Source organism: Pseudanabaena sp. PCC 7367 (genome assembly GCF_000317065.1).
In the GTDB taxonomy this organism is placed as follows: Bacteria; Cyanobacteriota; Cyanobacteriia; order Pseudanabaenales; family Pseudanabaenaceae; genus Thalassoporum; species Thalassoporum mexicanum.
Map to the genome: position 1 here is coordinate 127,809 of NC_019690.1, position 15,052 is coordinate 142,860.

General features: G+C 45.8%; 16 protein-coding genes. 8 read left to right on the forward strand and 8 right to left on the reverse strand.

Features of this window, described 5'->3' with window-relative positions:
- Positions 1–17 precede the first annotated feature (17 nt).
- Together PSE7367_RS18830 and PSE7367_RS18835 are read right to left on the reverse strand one after the other, a co-directional pair.
- On the reverse strand, positions 18–704 hold the full coding sequence (locus tag PSE7367_RS18830) for a DUF6753 family protein (protein ID WP_015146144.1): 687 nt from the start codon (positions 702–704) through the stop codon (positions 18–20).
- Positions 704–1,399, reverse strand: a complete 696-nt coding sequence (locus PSE7367_RS18835) for a P-loop NTPase family protein (RefSeq protein ID WP_015146145.1) — start codon at positions 1,397–1,399, stop codon at positions 704–706. Before PSE7367_RS18835 ends, PSE7367_RS18830 begins: the two co-directional genes overlap by 1 nt.
- 210 nt (positions 1,400–1,609) lie before the next feature.
- Between PSE7367_RS18835 and PSE7367_RS18840 the strand changes: the two genes are divergently transcribed.
- From PSE7367_RS18840 to PSE7367_RS18855, 4 genes are all read left to right on the forward strand, one after another.
- On the forward strand, positions 1,610–2,011 hold the full coding sequence (locus tag PSE7367_RS18840; RefSeq protein WP_015146146.1) for a PadR family transcriptional regulator: 402 nt from the start codon (positions 1,610–1,612) through the stop codon (positions 2,009–2,011).
- A gap of 4 nt (positions 2,012–2,015) precedes the next feature.
- Positions 2,016–2,909, forward strand: a complete 894-nt coding sequence (locus PSE7367_RS18845; protein WP_015146147.1) for a hypothetical protein — start codon at positions 2,016–2,018, stop codon at positions 2,907–2,909.
- 106 nt (positions 2,910–3,015) lie between these two features.
- Positions 3,016–3,423: a hypothetical protein gene (locus PSE7367_RS18850; RefSeq protein WP_015146148.1), complete on the forward strand. Its 408-nt coding sequence runs from the start codon at positions 3,016–3,018 to the stop codon at positions 3,421–3,423.
- Between the two features lie 44 nt (positions 3,424–3,467).
- The gene (locus PSE7367_RS18855; protein WP_015146149.1) at positions 3,468–5,396 is read left to right on the forward strand and encodes a type IV secretory system conjugative DNA transfer family protein; all 1,929 of its coding nucleotides are present in this window, start codon (positions 3,468–3,470) and stop codon (positions 5,394–5,396) included.
- Positions 5,397–5,489: 93 nt separating this feature from the next.
- Here PSE7367_RS18855 and PSE7367_RS18860 read toward each other — a convergent pair whose 3' ends face one another.
- From PSE7367_RS18860 to PSE7367_RS21650, 3 genes are all read right to left on the reverse strand, one after another.
- On the reverse strand, positions 5,490–5,777 hold the full coding sequence (locus PSE7367_RS18860; protein WP_015146150.1) for a type II toxin-antitoxin system RelE/ParE family toxin: 288 nt from the start codon (positions 5,775–5,777) through the stop codon (positions 5,490–5,492).
- On the reverse strand, positions 5,764–6,021 hold the full coding sequence (locus tag PSE7367_RS18865; RefSeq protein ID WP_015146151.1) for a type II toxin-antitoxin system ParD family antitoxin: 258 nt from the start codon (positions 6,019–6,021) through the stop codon (positions 5,764–5,766). Before PSE7367_RS18865 ends, PSE7367_RS18860 begins: the two co-directional genes overlap by 14 nt.
- A 127-nt stretch (positions 6,022–6,148) precedes the next feature.
- A complete protein-coding gene (locus PSE7367_RS21650; protein WP_015146152.1) occupies positions 6,149–6,361 on the reverse strand; it encodes a hypothetical protein in 213 nt (70 codons plus the stop codon).
- 550 nt (positions 6,362–6,911) lie between these two features.
- Between PSE7367_RS21650 and PSE7367_RS20855 the strand changes: the two genes are divergently transcribed.
- Positions 6,912–7,295, forward strand: coding sequence for a helix-turn-helix domain-containing protein (locus tag PSE7367_RS20855; protein WP_015146153.1), 384 nt, complete (start codon positions 6,912–6,914; stop codon positions 7,293–7,295).
- Between the two features lie 21 nt (positions 7,296–7,316).
- Here the strand turns inward: PSE7367_RS20855 and PSE7367_RS20860 are convergent, their stop codons facing one another.
- Positions 7,317–8,369 carry a hypothetical protein gene (locus PSE7367_RS20860; RefSeq protein ID WP_015146154.1) on the reverse strand — a complete coding sequence of 351 codons (1,053 nt, stop codon included), beginning with the start codon at positions 8,367–8,369 and terminating at the stop codon, positions 7,317–7,319.
- A 244-nt stretch (positions 8,370–8,613) separates the two neighbouring features.
- Here PSE7367_RS20860 and PSE7367_RS18880 point away from each other — a divergent pair, with 244 nt between their 5' ends.
- A complete protein-coding gene (locus tag PSE7367_RS18880) occupies positions 8,614–8,970 on the forward strand; it encodes a hypothetical protein (protein WP_015146155.1) in 357 nt (118 codons plus the stop codon).
- Between the two features lie 24 nt (positions 8,971–8,994).
- Here PSE7367_RS18880 and PSE7367_RS18885 read toward each other — a convergent pair whose 3' ends face one another.
- Positions 8,995–12,003, reverse strand: a complete 3,009-nt coding sequence (locus tag PSE7367_RS18885; RefSeq protein WP_015146111.1) for a Tn3 family transposase — start codon at positions 12,001–12,003, stop codon at positions 8,995–8,997.
- Positions 12,004–12,154: 151 nt separating this feature from the next.
- Here PSE7367_RS18885 and PSE7367_RS18890 point away from each other — a divergent pair, with 151 nt between their 5' ends.
- Together PSE7367_RS18890 and PSE7367_RS18895 are read left to right on the forward strand one after the other, a co-directional pair.
- A complete protein-coding gene (locus PSE7367_RS18890) occupies positions 12,155–12,703 on the forward strand; it encodes a recombinase family protein (protein WP_015146112.1) in 549 nt (182 codons plus the stop codon).
- Positions 12,704–12,821: 118 nt separating this feature from the next.
- Positions 12,822–13,664 (forward strand): class I SAM-dependent methyltransferase, encoded by an 843-nt coding sequence (locus PSE7367_RS18895; RefSeq protein WP_156800566.1) that lies wholly within the window; start codon positions 12,822–12,824, stop codon positions 13,662–13,664.
- Here the strand turns inward: PSE7367_RS18895 and PSE7367_RS20865 are convergent.
- Positions 13,661–15,052, reverse strand: a complete 1,392-nt coding sequence (locus tag PSE7367_RS20865) for a sensor histidine kinase (RefSeq protein ID WP_015146157.1) — start codon at positions 15,050–15,052, stop codon at positions 13,661–13,663. The genes PSE7367_RS18895 and PSE7367_RS20865 overlap by 4 nt on opposite strands.

The window sequence follows — 15,052 nt, forward strand, 5'->3', positions numbered from 1 at the left end:
TAGATACCACTTATAATCTAGCGCTTATTTTCTAATGCTTGTCCAAATTCACTTTGGAGAATCGTGAGGCGCATTTGATGATGGGCAATATAACCAACCCCGATCAACGTCATGATATTGATAACCAAAAGCCATGAGCTAACGCTCCCGATCATTGTCGTATTCTGGCGAGTGTGCGCGAGAGTATTTAGGGTGTTGCTTAGGTTTGTGATTAACTTCTGCTGATCGCTGGGCGGTGCGGTTTTGCTCCTGTTGCCTTGTAATTGCAAGCTCTGATTCAAGCTGTCTAAGATTGCGATCGATTTCTGCAGTGTCTCGTTCGATGCCTGCAATCTCTTGGTCAGCGTTAAGCAGGTGTTGACGAGTCTTTTCATTAAGCCGCTCAGCTTTTTGGTGTTGTGCGCCAGTACCGTCACTGTTTCCGCTTCCTGAGATTGCACTTCCAGAGTGCTTAGGTTTGTTTGCGTCCATTGCTCTAGCTCCTGTTGAAATGATTGAAACAGATGTTGCCATTCCTGGGGGCTATCCTCCACCAGGACTTGTAATTGCCCTAAGGCTACAAAAATGACGAAGAATTCATTCTCTGGATCAATCTTGTATTTAAGAATAATCTCCAGCACCCGGGCTTTGACTTCAGCCTCCTGTCCAGCCAGCGCCTGATCCAACCATTGAGTATTTGGATCACTGCCATTAGTCATGGTCATTAGAACACCTCTGCTTTGGCAAACGACTCATAGGCTTTCCTCAAAAAGCTTTTCACCCGCTGCCGAGAGATCGGGCCAAACTCCTCATACTCACGCGCCTGGCTGAAAGTAAGACTAAGCTCATCGATTTTATTGCGATCGGCGGTGCCAACAAACTTAGGAAAGTCAATCACCTTGGCCCGGTAGCGATTCATCAAACCACGTAAAGACTTATCCTTATCGACTGGTTCCCAGTCCTCACACTTACCCCAGTTCTTCACCAGGATATGGCGTACGCCGCCTTTGAAATAATCAAGGGATTGCCGAAATAACTTCAGGCTGTCATAGCCACCATCAGTGACAAACCAGAGATAGAAATTAACCCCAGTTTCTGGCGCGATCGCCAGCAGCTCATTTTTCTCAAACCACTCTTTAACTGGAATAAACACCTGAGCTGGCAGGTTCACCAAGACCCGCTGTTCAGCGGCAGTGTTGTAGATATCATTGGCCGTGTCTTCATACCTGTCACCCTCAGAGAAAATAGCGATGCGGCAAACAGCATCACCATAGATGCGCATTAGATCTGGATTAGAGCGATCCGTATCGAATACCGCACAGGATATTTGATTGTCCAGGTGATATTGCAGCGCAGTGCGAGCACAAAAGCTCTTGCCAACACCACCCTTTTCGCCACCGAAAAAGTGTAAATCTGACATATAGATTTGAATAAGAATAAATTACAAGCAGGCAAGACAAACTAGAGCAATCCCTATTCCTGCCTGGCTTTCAGTCGAAAGAAATTATGGAATGCCACTTGACGAATCTGAGTAGATATAAGTAATATGATAGCCAATATATCTTATTTGTAAAGTGCTTGTTTTACTCAAGTGGCTTGCAAACAAGATGCTCTTTATCCCATAGAATAAATGGCCCGTAACACATCAGACTTTGTCCTGTCCGTAATCGAACAGGAAATCCTGTCCACCCTGGCAAATAATCGCCAGATTTATGGCTTTCAGATCGCTGAAGCAGTTGCTGTGGCTAGTCAAGACAAGCGCCATATCGGGTTTGGCACCCTATATCCCAGCCTGCACCGGATGGAGAAAAAGGGATTAATACAATCATGCTGGGGCAATGAAGAAGAGGGGCCAAGGCGCAGGTATTATCACCTCACTCCCAAAGGCGAAAAAGCGCTCACAGAAATGCGGATCTACCTGGATGCGCTTTTTGAGTGGCGGGCGGTGGCTGAAGGCGATGATTCATCTGAGGATGGCCATGGTGAGACGATCGAGGTTGCCTCCACTGTAAAGGTTGATACGAGGGGCTAGGTCAATGGAACAAGATCTTAAGTCCCAACGTAAAACGTCAATTACGCCCAGAGCCAAATTATCGGCCAAACTACCATTCTGGCTATCGCCTTTGATATGTGAAGAGTGGCGAGAGGATATAGAGCTAGCGCGGGAATATGAGATTGCCAACGGCTGCACCGGCATAGAGTTGTTTTTATTCACGGCCAGAGAAGTAGCACCCCTGTTGCAATACCGCACCAGTCAGCTATGGCAAATCATTACGCCGAATTTCCCTGAATCATGTGCCCACTTGGAAACAGCATTTATCGCTGATTATGCACAAAATTCAATCAAGCATATCAGAGTAGTGCTGGTGATCGCCATTCTGGTATATGGCGGTTTTGGCATTCTGGACATCTTTTGTATTCCCGCTGCCACTGCCTATAGCTGGTTAATCCGCTATGCCGTTGTCTGCCCAATGGCCGTGGTAGTATTCATAGCCAGTTTTTTCCCAGTGTTTTTTAGTCAGTTTATGCAGCTGATGTTGAGCATCATGATGTTGTTTGCGGGATTGGGCATTGTGGTGATGATTGCGCTGGCCGGTGAAGATGAGTTGGGATTTGATACCTACTATTCCGGCGTAATGATGGTTTCAATGGGCACCTTTACCTTGATGCGCTTAAGGTTCGTCTATGCCACGATCGTGGCCTGGTTGACCTTAGTGGGCTATGAGTTCACAGCGGTGTTTTACCAGCAGTTATACGTCACCGGTGAGTCATTGACAATGTTGATTAACAATAACTTCTTCTTGATTGGCGCAAATATATTGGGGATGGTGACCTGCTTTTATCTGGAGCGCTATGCCCGACGGGACTTCCTGGCTAGATACCTGATGCGCAATGACAAACCTGAGTACCTAAAACTCTTTTTCAGTTAGCAATTATTTGAATCACCTGGCGATCTGATGATCCCATCAATACAGTTATTTCCCGAAGTTTATTTGCATCGGTTCATTTTGAGTGTCGTTTATTTTCTAAAGTACTATGCACCAAGACGATCCCAATTCTGCTAAGCACAATGCCTACATCGCTATCTGCTATACCGGTACTTTTAGCTATGTGATTACAAGCCTCTATCTAGCACCTTTTGTTATCCTTGGCTGGCTCACAATCGAAATTTTAAAGTTCTGGTTTGGGTTAGTTGGGCATTATTTTGTCGCCATCAAGCCGCTCATCTTTTTCCTTGATGTCATTCTTTTATTTCTGCGAATGTTCTGGGCATTTGGTAATGCCATTTTCGGCAGATCGCCAAAACGGAATGTATTCCACCTCATACCTCAATTTAGCGAAATGCTGCATCCCAGTCGGCTTACCTTTAGCTGGGGGATTTTCACGATATTCGTACTGCTAATTATTATGATTGCTAGCATCTTTTCTGCCTTCTCTGGCTAGGTTCTCACGCTTCATTCTTCAAATCCTTTAACAATTTCATACCTATGCTTACTGATAGAATTTTTGCCAGTATCGGTTCTGGCATCATTTTTTTGGCATCCTATGCCACTTTAATCTATCTGGTCATACGCCAAGATCCACATCCACTCGTGTCTGGTTTTATCGGTGCATTGACGATCGTGATGGGTGTCTTCCAGTTTTTCAGTCTAATCATCCCTGCTGTTGGAGCCTATGCATCCAAGGGGGAGGATGGTGTTCAGCGCTATTGGATTGCCTTTTTTGTCAATATCACAATCTTCCTATCAGTCGCTTATTTCTTTCCCTATCTGGCTTTTGTACTCATTTTCTTTCTTCCTCCTATTCTCGCTTCGATCGCGTTTGATAACTATAATCGTGCCCAGGCGGTTAAGGGCAGAGGACTAATCAACTATAAAATGGCGCATCGGCAAAATCAGCGGGCGCTGCCTGAAGGTGATTCTGGACTCTATTGGGGTGGTATTGCGGTTCCCACCCAGTCAGCGATGACTCATTTCCTGGTGGTTGGTGCATCCGGCAGTGGCAAAACCATTACCCTACGACTCTGGATGCAATCGTTCCTGCCTGCATTGGCTTCACGGGGTCGGGCGATGATTTACGATGCCAAGCTGGATGTGATCTCCATCCTCAAAGGCATGAATGTCAGGTGTCCTACGTTTATACTCAATCCTTTTGATGCTCGCTGTGTGGCCTGGGATATGTCTGGCGATATTATTACCTATGCTGATATTGAAGCGCTGGCACATATCTTGATTCCTGAGGAAGGCCATAAAGAAGATCCCTTTTTTCGCAGTGCGGTCGTTGAGCTGGTTAAGGGGGTAGCCAGATTCTTTGTCCTCCAAGCGCCTGGGGTGTGGACGCTCAGGGATATTATTTTAACTCTGCGCTCTCTCAATACGATGAAGACTTTATTCAGTAGCAGGCCGGAGTTGGATTTCTATCTTGAGCTGATCTCAGATAAGAAAACGGCTCAGAATATTATGGCTACTGTGCTTACGAAAATTGGCCGCTATGAGACGGTAGCTGCACTCTGGCATTGGGATAGTATTTATGATCGGCCACGAGCCAAAATCAGTTTAACCAGTTGGTCAAGGAGTAATTCGATCCTGGTATTTGGTAAGAGTAATACGGCCCGCGAATCACTCAATGCGATCAATCAGTTGATTTTTACCAGGGCGGCCCAAATACTATTGGATAAGCCGGAGGTTAGTCATCCTGAGACGTTTATCATCTTTGATGAGCTGCCCAGTGCGGGCCGGATGGATATGCTGCCATCACTCTGCACAGAAGGCCGCTCAAAAGGCGTATCTCTGGCGATCGGGTTTCAGTCGATTAAGCATTTGGAGGACATCTACAATGAAAATATCGCCCAGACTATTATTGGTCAGTTTCGACATAAGGCAATTTTGCGCTTAGATGATCCGCCTACGGCTGAATGGGCTTCTCAGCTAGTTGGCGAAGTAGAAATTCGTCGTATTTTAGAGGGGTTTTCCAGTAATCGTGAATCTGGTGGCACTCGCTCTTGGAATGAGTCCTATGAAAGGCATCGTGCAGTCATGCCTTCTGAATTCCTGGAAATTTGGCCGATTGATCGGCAGACTGGTCAGGGCCTGACTGGTTATTATTTAACTGGTAATTCGGTCTACAAGCATTACTATCCCACTGATTTCATCAGTAAGCATCTCATTCCTAGTACGGACAGCCGCGAGAGCTTTATCCCTAGACCCACCAATGACCAGGTGTTGCGCCCCTGGGATAGTGAGGATCTAGAACGGCTGAATATTGCACATCTGATCATGCCCCATGAATCTCTGCTGTCAGGCGATTTAGTTGATTTTGATGAGTTTGAGGAGGACTCGGAAGATGATGACGAAGACTATATCGATGTGGATTTTGGGTTTGAAGATGATGAGGATGAAGTCTATGAACTTCAATAATTATTTGACACATCTAATGTCGCCGCGATTGCCGCGATGGGATCAAGCCGCCTGGTAGTGTTGAGTGTCAGGAAATTTGATGTCTGCTCGCATTTAAAATGCAGTGCCTGGATCTTGCTGCCCTAAGATACGCACAATCAATACACCCAGGTCATCAAACACATAGTAAATGGCATGGGATTCATAAACGCAGCGACGGTAGCCGGGTCGGATATGTTCGACAGCCGGGTAAAGTAAGGGATTTGTGGCTATATCGGCAAATTTCTGTTTCAAATTATTTTGATACTTGAGAGCCTGGGCTAAGCCAAATGTATCAATGCCATAGTCAAAGATATTCTCAAAATCCTCATCAGCGGCCTGTGTTAATCTATAGCTGCCCATTTTTACGCTTTCGCTCGATCACAGCATTCATAATCTGATCTGGTGTGCGATCACTGATACCACTTTGCTCACCAACAATTAAGGCAGCACGGATTGCTTCTACCTCAGCATCACGGGTAACACGCTCACGGATGAGATCGCGGAATACTTCACTTTCATTACCATAGTTACCAGATTGGATCTGGGCTTTGACCCAGCTATCTTGCTGATCTGTAACGGAAATGCTTTTTTTGACCATGCCCATTTTTTGCCTCCAGGGAATTCGGTGAAATACTACTACTCAGTAGTATAATATACTTCTTCCAGATGGATAATGCCAGGATTAATTTAGGTTGAAGCTAAATCAACTGAAGCTGAAAGCAGAGCTGACCTTACTCTGATATGTCGGCTGCTCGCGGTGGACTCAGCACATAATTAATCCGATTCTGTTGCATCCGTTCTGCTTCCTGCTCAATCAAGCTTTGGGCTACAGCCAACATGTTTGACAGGTCTGATAATCTGCCCCATGTATCAATCCTCCAGTAAATTTCGCCAGCGGCACATCTACTTACTTCCAGCTCAGTCTGTTTACGATCGTTTGTCATGTCCATCTCCTCTCACGTCTGTTCCAGCCAAGGCCACCAGCACAAGGCTGGTGACTGGGAGCTAGAAAACCGCACAAAGGACGGCGCAGCCCTTTTAGGCATACACCCTGGACATGAAGCTGCCTCCCAGTCGCAGTTATCCTACAACCTGGGAAAGCTTCTCTATCGATCATTCTCATGACCGCTTTGTGGCAGGTTTCTAGACCCGGGAGCAATGCTTTCAATTTGCTCCAATTTCTTTACTAACTGATCCAGCCAAACCCAGCAAGTTATAATTACGGCCACTTCGTTGGTTGCAATCGCCCATGCTTGTGTCTATGCTCAGCAATCAGGCGGGGCTGACAACCCCATTTAAGAACGTTTACTGGGTGCGCGTTCCAGCAAAGCATTCACTCTCGCGGCTAGGTCGGGAGTGGGTGAGATAAGCTGAGTCCACTCGATTGGGTGGGTACGGACGAATAAACCTGCCTCGCTTTGTGGAGGTTGTTAACTCCCGACACCAGTCGGATAGCCCTGCTTTGACAGTAATGAATTATTTCAGCGGGGGCAGATGGCAGACAATTCCAATATTCATCTAATCAATCAACATATTGGTGTACGGATCAAGCGGCAACGTATGATCCAAAATCTCAGCCAAGAGAAACTGGCTACCAAGATTAGAGTTACTTTCCAGCAACTCCAGAAATATGAGCGCGGCGTTAATCGTATCAGTGCCGCCAGGCTCTATCAAATTGCTCAAGCCCTCCAAGTCCCAGTCACCTGGTTCTTAGCAGATTATGACCATGAAAATGCAACCCAGCCAAATGGTAATGATGTTGACGATCGGGAAATTGACTCACTGATTAAGCATTTTGCGATGATCCAAGACCCCGAAAAACGATGCTATGCGCTCGATATCATTAAGCTCTATGCCAGAGGCAATCGGCATAAATGACAGTAATCATTGGCCTTGCCGCTATTCACGCAGGGTTTCGATCGGGTGGATCAGCTTATATTCCTCATAGAGATGGCGTTGCCCATCGGGAGTAAAGACGTACAAAGCACCATTTTCAAAGCAACTGGCGATCGCTACTCCCACCTGACGCGCCAATTTGATCCACTGCTTGAAGCCACGAGGCAGCGATCTTTTATTTGGTTTCCACTTTTCGGTGATCGCTTTACGCACCAGGCCAGTCGGATTTTTGACCTTGCGATGTTTAGTCTGCTGCTGCTCTTTATATTCTTTGGCAGCAGCCACTGCGTCACTGACTGCTTGTTCACCCAGAGTAGCGATCGACTCCATTACAAAGGCATGGAGGTGGGGTTTCAATTCCTTTGGTGCCACGACTGTTTCCACTTCTGCAAGAATTTCAGAAACATTAAGCGCGCCGCCGAGATTTTTTTGATCTTGACGCTGTGTTTGTGGTGGTAAATGAGTACCTGGATTTTTTGGATTGGTTTCTAGAGCAACCTTTGTACTGACAAAATTTTGCTCACTTGATTTTTCTGGATTCAAACTTTCAAAAACTTTTTCCACCACAACGTGGTTGTTGTCTTTGAGATTAGTCTCTGGTGTAATCTCTGTTAATGAATTGGCAGCAGTGACAATCTGGTTTGGCTCATTTGCCAATTCAGTTTGGCAGGAGTGACAAATCGATCCCTGTAAGGCTTTCAGCCGATCATAATCAATCCGATACGCTTTGCGCTGGTCCCACTCTCGTTTCCAGGGTTTGCAACTTTTTAAGATTTGTAAATCTTCTAGGTGCTGAATTGCCCGACGCACTTGGTTAAAGCTCAAACATTTCAGTTGCTCAGCCCACTCTTTGATCGTGTTATAGATCCAGCGGGCTCCGTCTATTACTGTCCCTGCACCCTTTTCCAGCCAGTAGTGGATTTGGTTCAATACCACCGCTTCTTTCAGGCCGATCGCGCGGGCGATCTGGGGTGGTACTAAAAGGGGATTTTGCTCTAGCGCATACGATTTTCCATACACTGGTGCTATAGTGGCACCATTGGGTATAATATCCATATAAAGTTTTTTCGCCTGAAGTAACAATTGGGCATTTTTCGCTCTGTGTGGTGTTAGTGCACCGGCACGGAGCAATTTTTATTTGAATTTAATTTACTTTACCGCATCCGATGTCTGATCGATCAGCTTTATAGCTTTCTTAACGTATATCACTAAGAAATTTATTGCCCTTTCAGCTCTGTTGAGAAATAATCACTCTCCTCAATCTTATTTCTCTTGATGAATCAATGAAAGCTAAGCCAATATGGCCGATGCACCACAATCAAATGATATTGAAGCCAAACTTAAAAAAGTCGATGAATTAGCGACCAGCTTCTACAATGCTCTGGTGGCCGAAGGTGCAACCGATCTGGTCAAAACTAAAATCGTGGCGATCCTGCTGGCTGCTGAAAGCATCATCGATCGCAAACGTAGCTTTTTTGAGCAAAAGCTTATCGATGAGGTTTGGGCTGATATTACTGGGGCAGAGCTTGATGAAGTTTACGTTGAGAGAAACCAGCCTCGTACAACTGATGCAGCACTTGGATCGCCTGAGAGCGCATCAAAATTAACTGATAACGCTTCTGATTTACTGAGCAAATTAGTAGATAAAGGGTCTTGAAGTCCAATGGAACGAAAACGTACGCTAAGAGAATAGAAGTAAGTCTACGGGCAGGTTCAGGGGTCTCAGCTCTCCATTAACAACTTGCTGCGCCAAAGTGAAAGAGTAATGGCCCAACATATTAATATGTCTATACAGCAGAGGTGATAACCTTGCTATATCTGCATCTTTCACATCTACAGCCTGTTTTCGTAGATGCTCTAAGGCCGCCTGAATATAAATAGTGTTCCACAGGACAACAGCATTAGTAACCAAGCCCAAAGCCCCTAATTGATCTTCCTGTCCTTGTCGATAGCGCTTACGAATTTCGCCCCGTTGGCCATGGCAAATAGTGCGAGCAACACGGTGCCTGCTCTCGCCCCGATTCAGTTGCGTTAAGATGCGGCGACGATAGTCCTCATCATCAATATAATTGAGCAGGTACAGTGTTTTATTGATGCGGCCAACCTCAATGATGGCTTGGGCAAGGCTTGATGGCCTTTCACTTTTCAGTAATGAGCGGATCAATTCTGAAGCCTGAACAGTACCCAACTTCAGAGAGCCAGCAATCCTTAACATGTCATCCCAGTGTTGCTCAATTCGATGGGTATTTACTCGACCACGGGCTAAATCATTGAGTACACCATAATCTGCATCTTTATCGACACGCCAGAAAATTGCTTCTCCTGCATCTGCCAAGCGTGGGGAAAACTGATAACCCAGTAACCAAAATAGACCAAACACCATATCACTGGTACCAGCGGTATCCGTCATTATTTCAGTAGGACGTAAGCCTGTTTGTTGCTCCAATAGTCCTTCCAAGACAAAGATTGAATCTCGCAGAGTACCGGGAATAACAATGCCATGAAAGCCAGAATACTGATCCGAAACAAAGTTATACCAAGTGATACCTCTGTGAAAACCAAAGTATCTTCGATTAGGGCCTGCATTTATGGTCCGAATTGGAGTTACAAAACGGATGCCATCAGCAGAAGCAACCTCACCGCCGCCCCAATGATTAGCTAAAGTAAGGGTGGCTTGATGATCGACAAGTCTGGCATTGGCTTGCACTAACGTTTCCGCTCGCAGATAATTTTGCTTGACCCAAGTCAACCGATGACGCGTCAATGCAGGTATATGGTTCTTGATTAAGGGTTCTAATCCAATATTGCAGGCTTCGGCTAGCAGTACTGCACAAATACTAACGTCTAGATCATTAACACGAGCATTAGCTTCACTCACATGCGTAAATTCATCGGTAAATCCAGTGTGAGTATTGATTTCCAACAATAACTCGGTGAGATCTACGGCTGGTAACAATTCTGTAATCTCTTGATTGAGTTGAGTTAGGCTGGGTGGCTCAGCCAGTTTATCCAGGTTTGTAATCGTTAGCGAAGGATGTTGACCGGAATGATCGATTCTGACTGATTGGTTATGCTCAAAGTTACAAGCGACTTCTTTGTAGGTGGCATCCATTTGGCTCACTAAGTTTGCGATCGCTTTTTGGGGATTGATCGGATGACCAAGCGAGCGAGCAATCTGGATGCGATTTGCTTGCCATTCTTTGCCCCGTAGCAACTTTGCTCTGGGGTCACCCCAGTGATCGCTATTGTCGACATAAATATCCCGACGACGGAGTGAATCTTGTAGCTTATCGAGGAAACACAGTATGTATCCTCGTTTGGTTACGCGTCCTTCTGGATCAAAGACCAGGCGCTTCCACGGATTAGTAATAATTTCTAGTGGTGGGTCTTCCAGAATTTGCTTACGTGAGATACCCATAGACACCAGGTATTTAAAGGCTGACAGGGTAACTTCGCCCGCAGGTGCAGCCTTGAATACAATATTGTGAAGTAGGCTTGGTAAAAAACGCCGCACACGACCATATTGTTCGACAATCTCATCATGAAAATTGTCGTCTGCTGGGCGAGCTAGCTCATTAATGAGCGCCACCGATTCAGCTAGCTTGTCTCGGGAAATTCGTGCAAAAATAGCTTCTCTCAACTGGCTGTCTTGGTTTTCCTCATTCAGGATCAAGATACCAACTTGTGCAAGTGCCAGCGCGGCTTTATCTAAATCTTTGAGTGTTCGTAACCGCTTTTTTTGACCAATCCTTTTTGCTTCTCCAGCAATACCGGTAATGAGTAAGTCAAGGACATCCAGAGCTTCATCAAGTGCTATCGTCTCAAACGCTTTCACAAAGGCTACTAAGATCGCAATACGTCTGTGATCGGGCATCCTGGCAATTTTATGCATGGAGGTCATACCTGCATGACGAGCCAGATTCTTCAATCGCACTGGTGGAATATAGGAAAAGTCTAGTTCCTGCATTCCAAATGCTTTAAAATATCTATAGCGCTCAATTGCTGTATTAAAGGCTGCGCTACTGATTCTGACTGGCCCTTTACGATAGCGATCAAAATTGGAAGTACGTTCTCCTTCTGGCACTTGTAGTAGAGTTTGTAACTTTGCTTTTTGTTCATTTGTGGGTAATGATGATAATCGTTGCCATAATTGATTTGTGGTTCTTTCTCGAATCTCTGCAATTAAGCGGGTCAGAGTTGTAGCACCTGGCAACAGCACTTTATGTTGGATTAGCCAGGCGGTAGCAAAGTCAAATAGCAAACTTGGTCTTTCATTACTGATCCAGGCACGCGTGTAGAGCAATCGGCTTAACCGAAATGACCACGGTGGAGCACTAAAATCATGGTAGCCATAGTAGTCACGGATCAATGCTGTGTGCTCGCGTTTAGTAGTTTCTCTCTGGGCATAACCTGCCACAATAGAAATATGGCGAATTGATAGTTGTTGGGCCACAAATGTTTGCACGTTGCGGGGGATCAGCGCCAGATCTGAAAGGAATGTGCCTAAAAAACGTACTGATGTTAGTTGCAAAGCAAAGCCGAGCCGATTTTGGTCACCGCGTCGATTAGATATAAATGCCAAATCACTTTGATCGAGATGAAAGTAACGTGCTAGCTGCACTTCATTGGGTTCACCTGTAAACTGTCCATATCGTGCCTTTTGCTCTGCGGTTAAAAAATCAACTGGCATCCAGGCTCCTACACTCAACGCTGTATAAGAATATTGTCTATTAATTCGCAAGTTAGTAGACAGGCAAAATTATCTTAAATATACTGTCTAATAAGTCGTTTTTAGCTATACTAATAGACAATATGTCTATGAATCGATTTAGGAGACAGGTTTGAGGCTTTTTGGCTATGCGCGAGTCTCCACTAGTCAGCAATCTCTTGATATTCAGTTGAAGGCTCTCAAGAATGCTGGGGTGAAACCAAGTCGCATTTTCTCTGATCAGGCATCTGGTCGCAATGCCGATCGTGAGGGGCTGAATTTGTTACGCCTTAAGGTCGAACATGGTGATCTGATTTTGGTAAAGAAGCTCGATCGCTTGGGCCGTGATACTGCTGATATGGTTCAACTTATCAAGGAGTTTGACCAGATGGGTGTAGCAGTCAAGTTTCTCGATGATTGCATCAGCACTGAGGGAACTATGGGGGAAATGGTAGTTACAATTCTCTCCGCCGTTGCTCAAGCTGAACGTCGGCGCATTCTTGAGCGTACTAACGAAGGCAGGCTTGAAGCCAAAGCCAAGGGTGTACAGTTTGGCCGTAAACGTAGTGTTGATCGTAACAAGGTTTTTGCTCTTAAATCTCAAGGACTGGGTGCAACTGCGATCGCTAAACAACTTGGCATCGGGCGCTCTACTGTCTATCACGTCCTCAATAATCCTTAGCGTACGTTTTCGTTCCATTGGACTTCAAGGCCCGTTACAGACAAGTGAAGCACTGATTCTCAAGCCCTGGCAGGACATTTTGCGCCGGGGTAATGCTCTGATCGATGAATACCAAACGATGGCTTCCTTGAATCGGTTTGAGATGCGGAATTTAAAGAAAGCCCTGAAGCAATACACAGAAAGATTCGTTACCCCACATTTTCTCGATGCACCAGTATGGGCACGCAGCTATTACAAACCGCTGGGCTATCCTGGTGATTTTCAGGTGATGAAATATGTGTATGACCGGGGTCAGGAAGGGGAAACCCTCTACGCTCAGTTGATGCATTTCCTGGGTGTGGAGATGGGGGCATTCGTGCGCAATCGGATGCAGTTTACCCGCGATCTAATCCAAACCCTTTTGGCGGAAAAAGACGCCCCAATTCGGATCACCAATGTCGGGTGCGGCATGGCCTATGAAGTGGCATCGTTATTAGAAACTATCGATCCTATTACCAAGCGGGTGCATTTTACGCTGGTTGATCAGGACGATCGGGCGCTGGAGCCAGCATATCTAATGGCTCATAAGCAATCGAAAAGGCATCATCCAAATGTCGTGGTAGAGAGCTTTAACACCACGTTTAAAAAGTTGACGCAACCATCGGCTCTATTTGATCAGCAACCAAGGCAAACTCTGATCTATAGTTTGGGTATTCTGGATTATTTGCCAGCGAGAAAGGCGAAACAGTTTGTGCATGGTCTATATGAGCGATTGGAGCCGGGTGGTTATCTGCTGATCGCCAATGTGGCAGATGGCCCTAACAAGCTCATGTGGCCACTCAGTTATATCTTTGATTGGGAGCTGATTTACCGTACTGAGCAAGAGATGTACCAATTGGCAACAGGGTTAGATGCTGCATCGGTTAAAGTCCAGCAAGATGCTACCAATCATGTGCATTTGCTCTTGCTCCAGAAACCCTAGAGCAGCCTTTCTGTGGGGAAGATCAGCGTGGCGGTGGTGCCTTGCTGCAGTTCACTATCCAGGGTGATTGCACCATTGTGCATCTGCATCAGGAGAGCCACATAGGGCAAACCCAAGCCGGTGCCCATACTGGATTGTTCGCGGATATAGGGCTCATCTACCTGTTCAAAGGGTTTTAAGACCCGTTCTAGATCCTCTTTGTTAATGCCAATGCCTTGGTCTTTTACCTTAATGTGCAAGCCATCGTCTGAGGTCTTAAGCGTAATCTTGATCGTGGCTTGTTTGGGGCTAAATTTAATTGCATTGGATAGCAGATTAACAATCATTTGTTTGGTGAGCTGCGGGTCGGCAAACAAGGTGTATGGAGTTATGGGGATATGGGTGTGAATTTGTAAATCCTTCTGTTCCAGTTGAGGGGTGACAATATCCACGGCCTCAGCGATCGTTTCTTGGACAATGAATTCAGCCTCTCTCAGTTTTTGCTGACCCGATGCCGCCTTTGAGTAATCCAGGATTTCGTTGATTATGGTAAGCAAATGTTGACCGTTGCGTTCAATCATATCGGCGTAGTTAACATAGAGTTCTCGCTTTTCATGCCAATCACCGAATAATTGACCAGTCAGTGCCTGGGCACCACCAATGACGGAAACCAGTGGCGATCGCAGTTCGTGATTCATTACGGCCAAGAAGTCCGTTTTGGCTTTATTCGCGGCATTGGCTTCGCTGACGGCGGATAACAGAATTTGGCTATATTTGAAGTTATCGCGGGAGTACATTTCATGGATATAGACAGCGATCGCGGCCAGTAAGACTCCACCAGTAAGAAAAAATAGGTTATTGATCATGGCAATGGTTTCAATTCCCTTATACAGCGCCACGATCACGTACATGGCATAGAGGGAGATGGCCATAAACACGGTGTAGGTGAATTTGATGAAAAACAACATCGAGCCATAGAAAAACACCATAAATAGCCCTGCATAGTAGCGTTCGGTCAGATACACATCCCCTACCGCCGAAACCCACAGTAAACTGCAACCGGTTAGCCAGATCGCGGTGGAATAAATACGTTGATAATGCTGGCGGCTATAGCGGCTGAAACTGAGAAAGAAGCTGATCAGCAGAATCGGAAAGCCAGTAGTGAGACGAATCAACCATAAATCCCAATACTCTCTGCCTGCATGGACGCTCAGCGCATAATCTAAGATGCCAAAGGTGAGGTAGACAAAGATGGCTACAAAGGTGGTGAAGCGCAGCGGCACAATAATTTTGTCATAGGCATAGCTGCTGTAGAAGGCTTCGGTGGTTGGGTCACGATAAGTGAGGTACCAATATCGGCTGAAATCATGGTGCTGAGCATTGCTATCATCGGTGATGCCCTCGGTCAT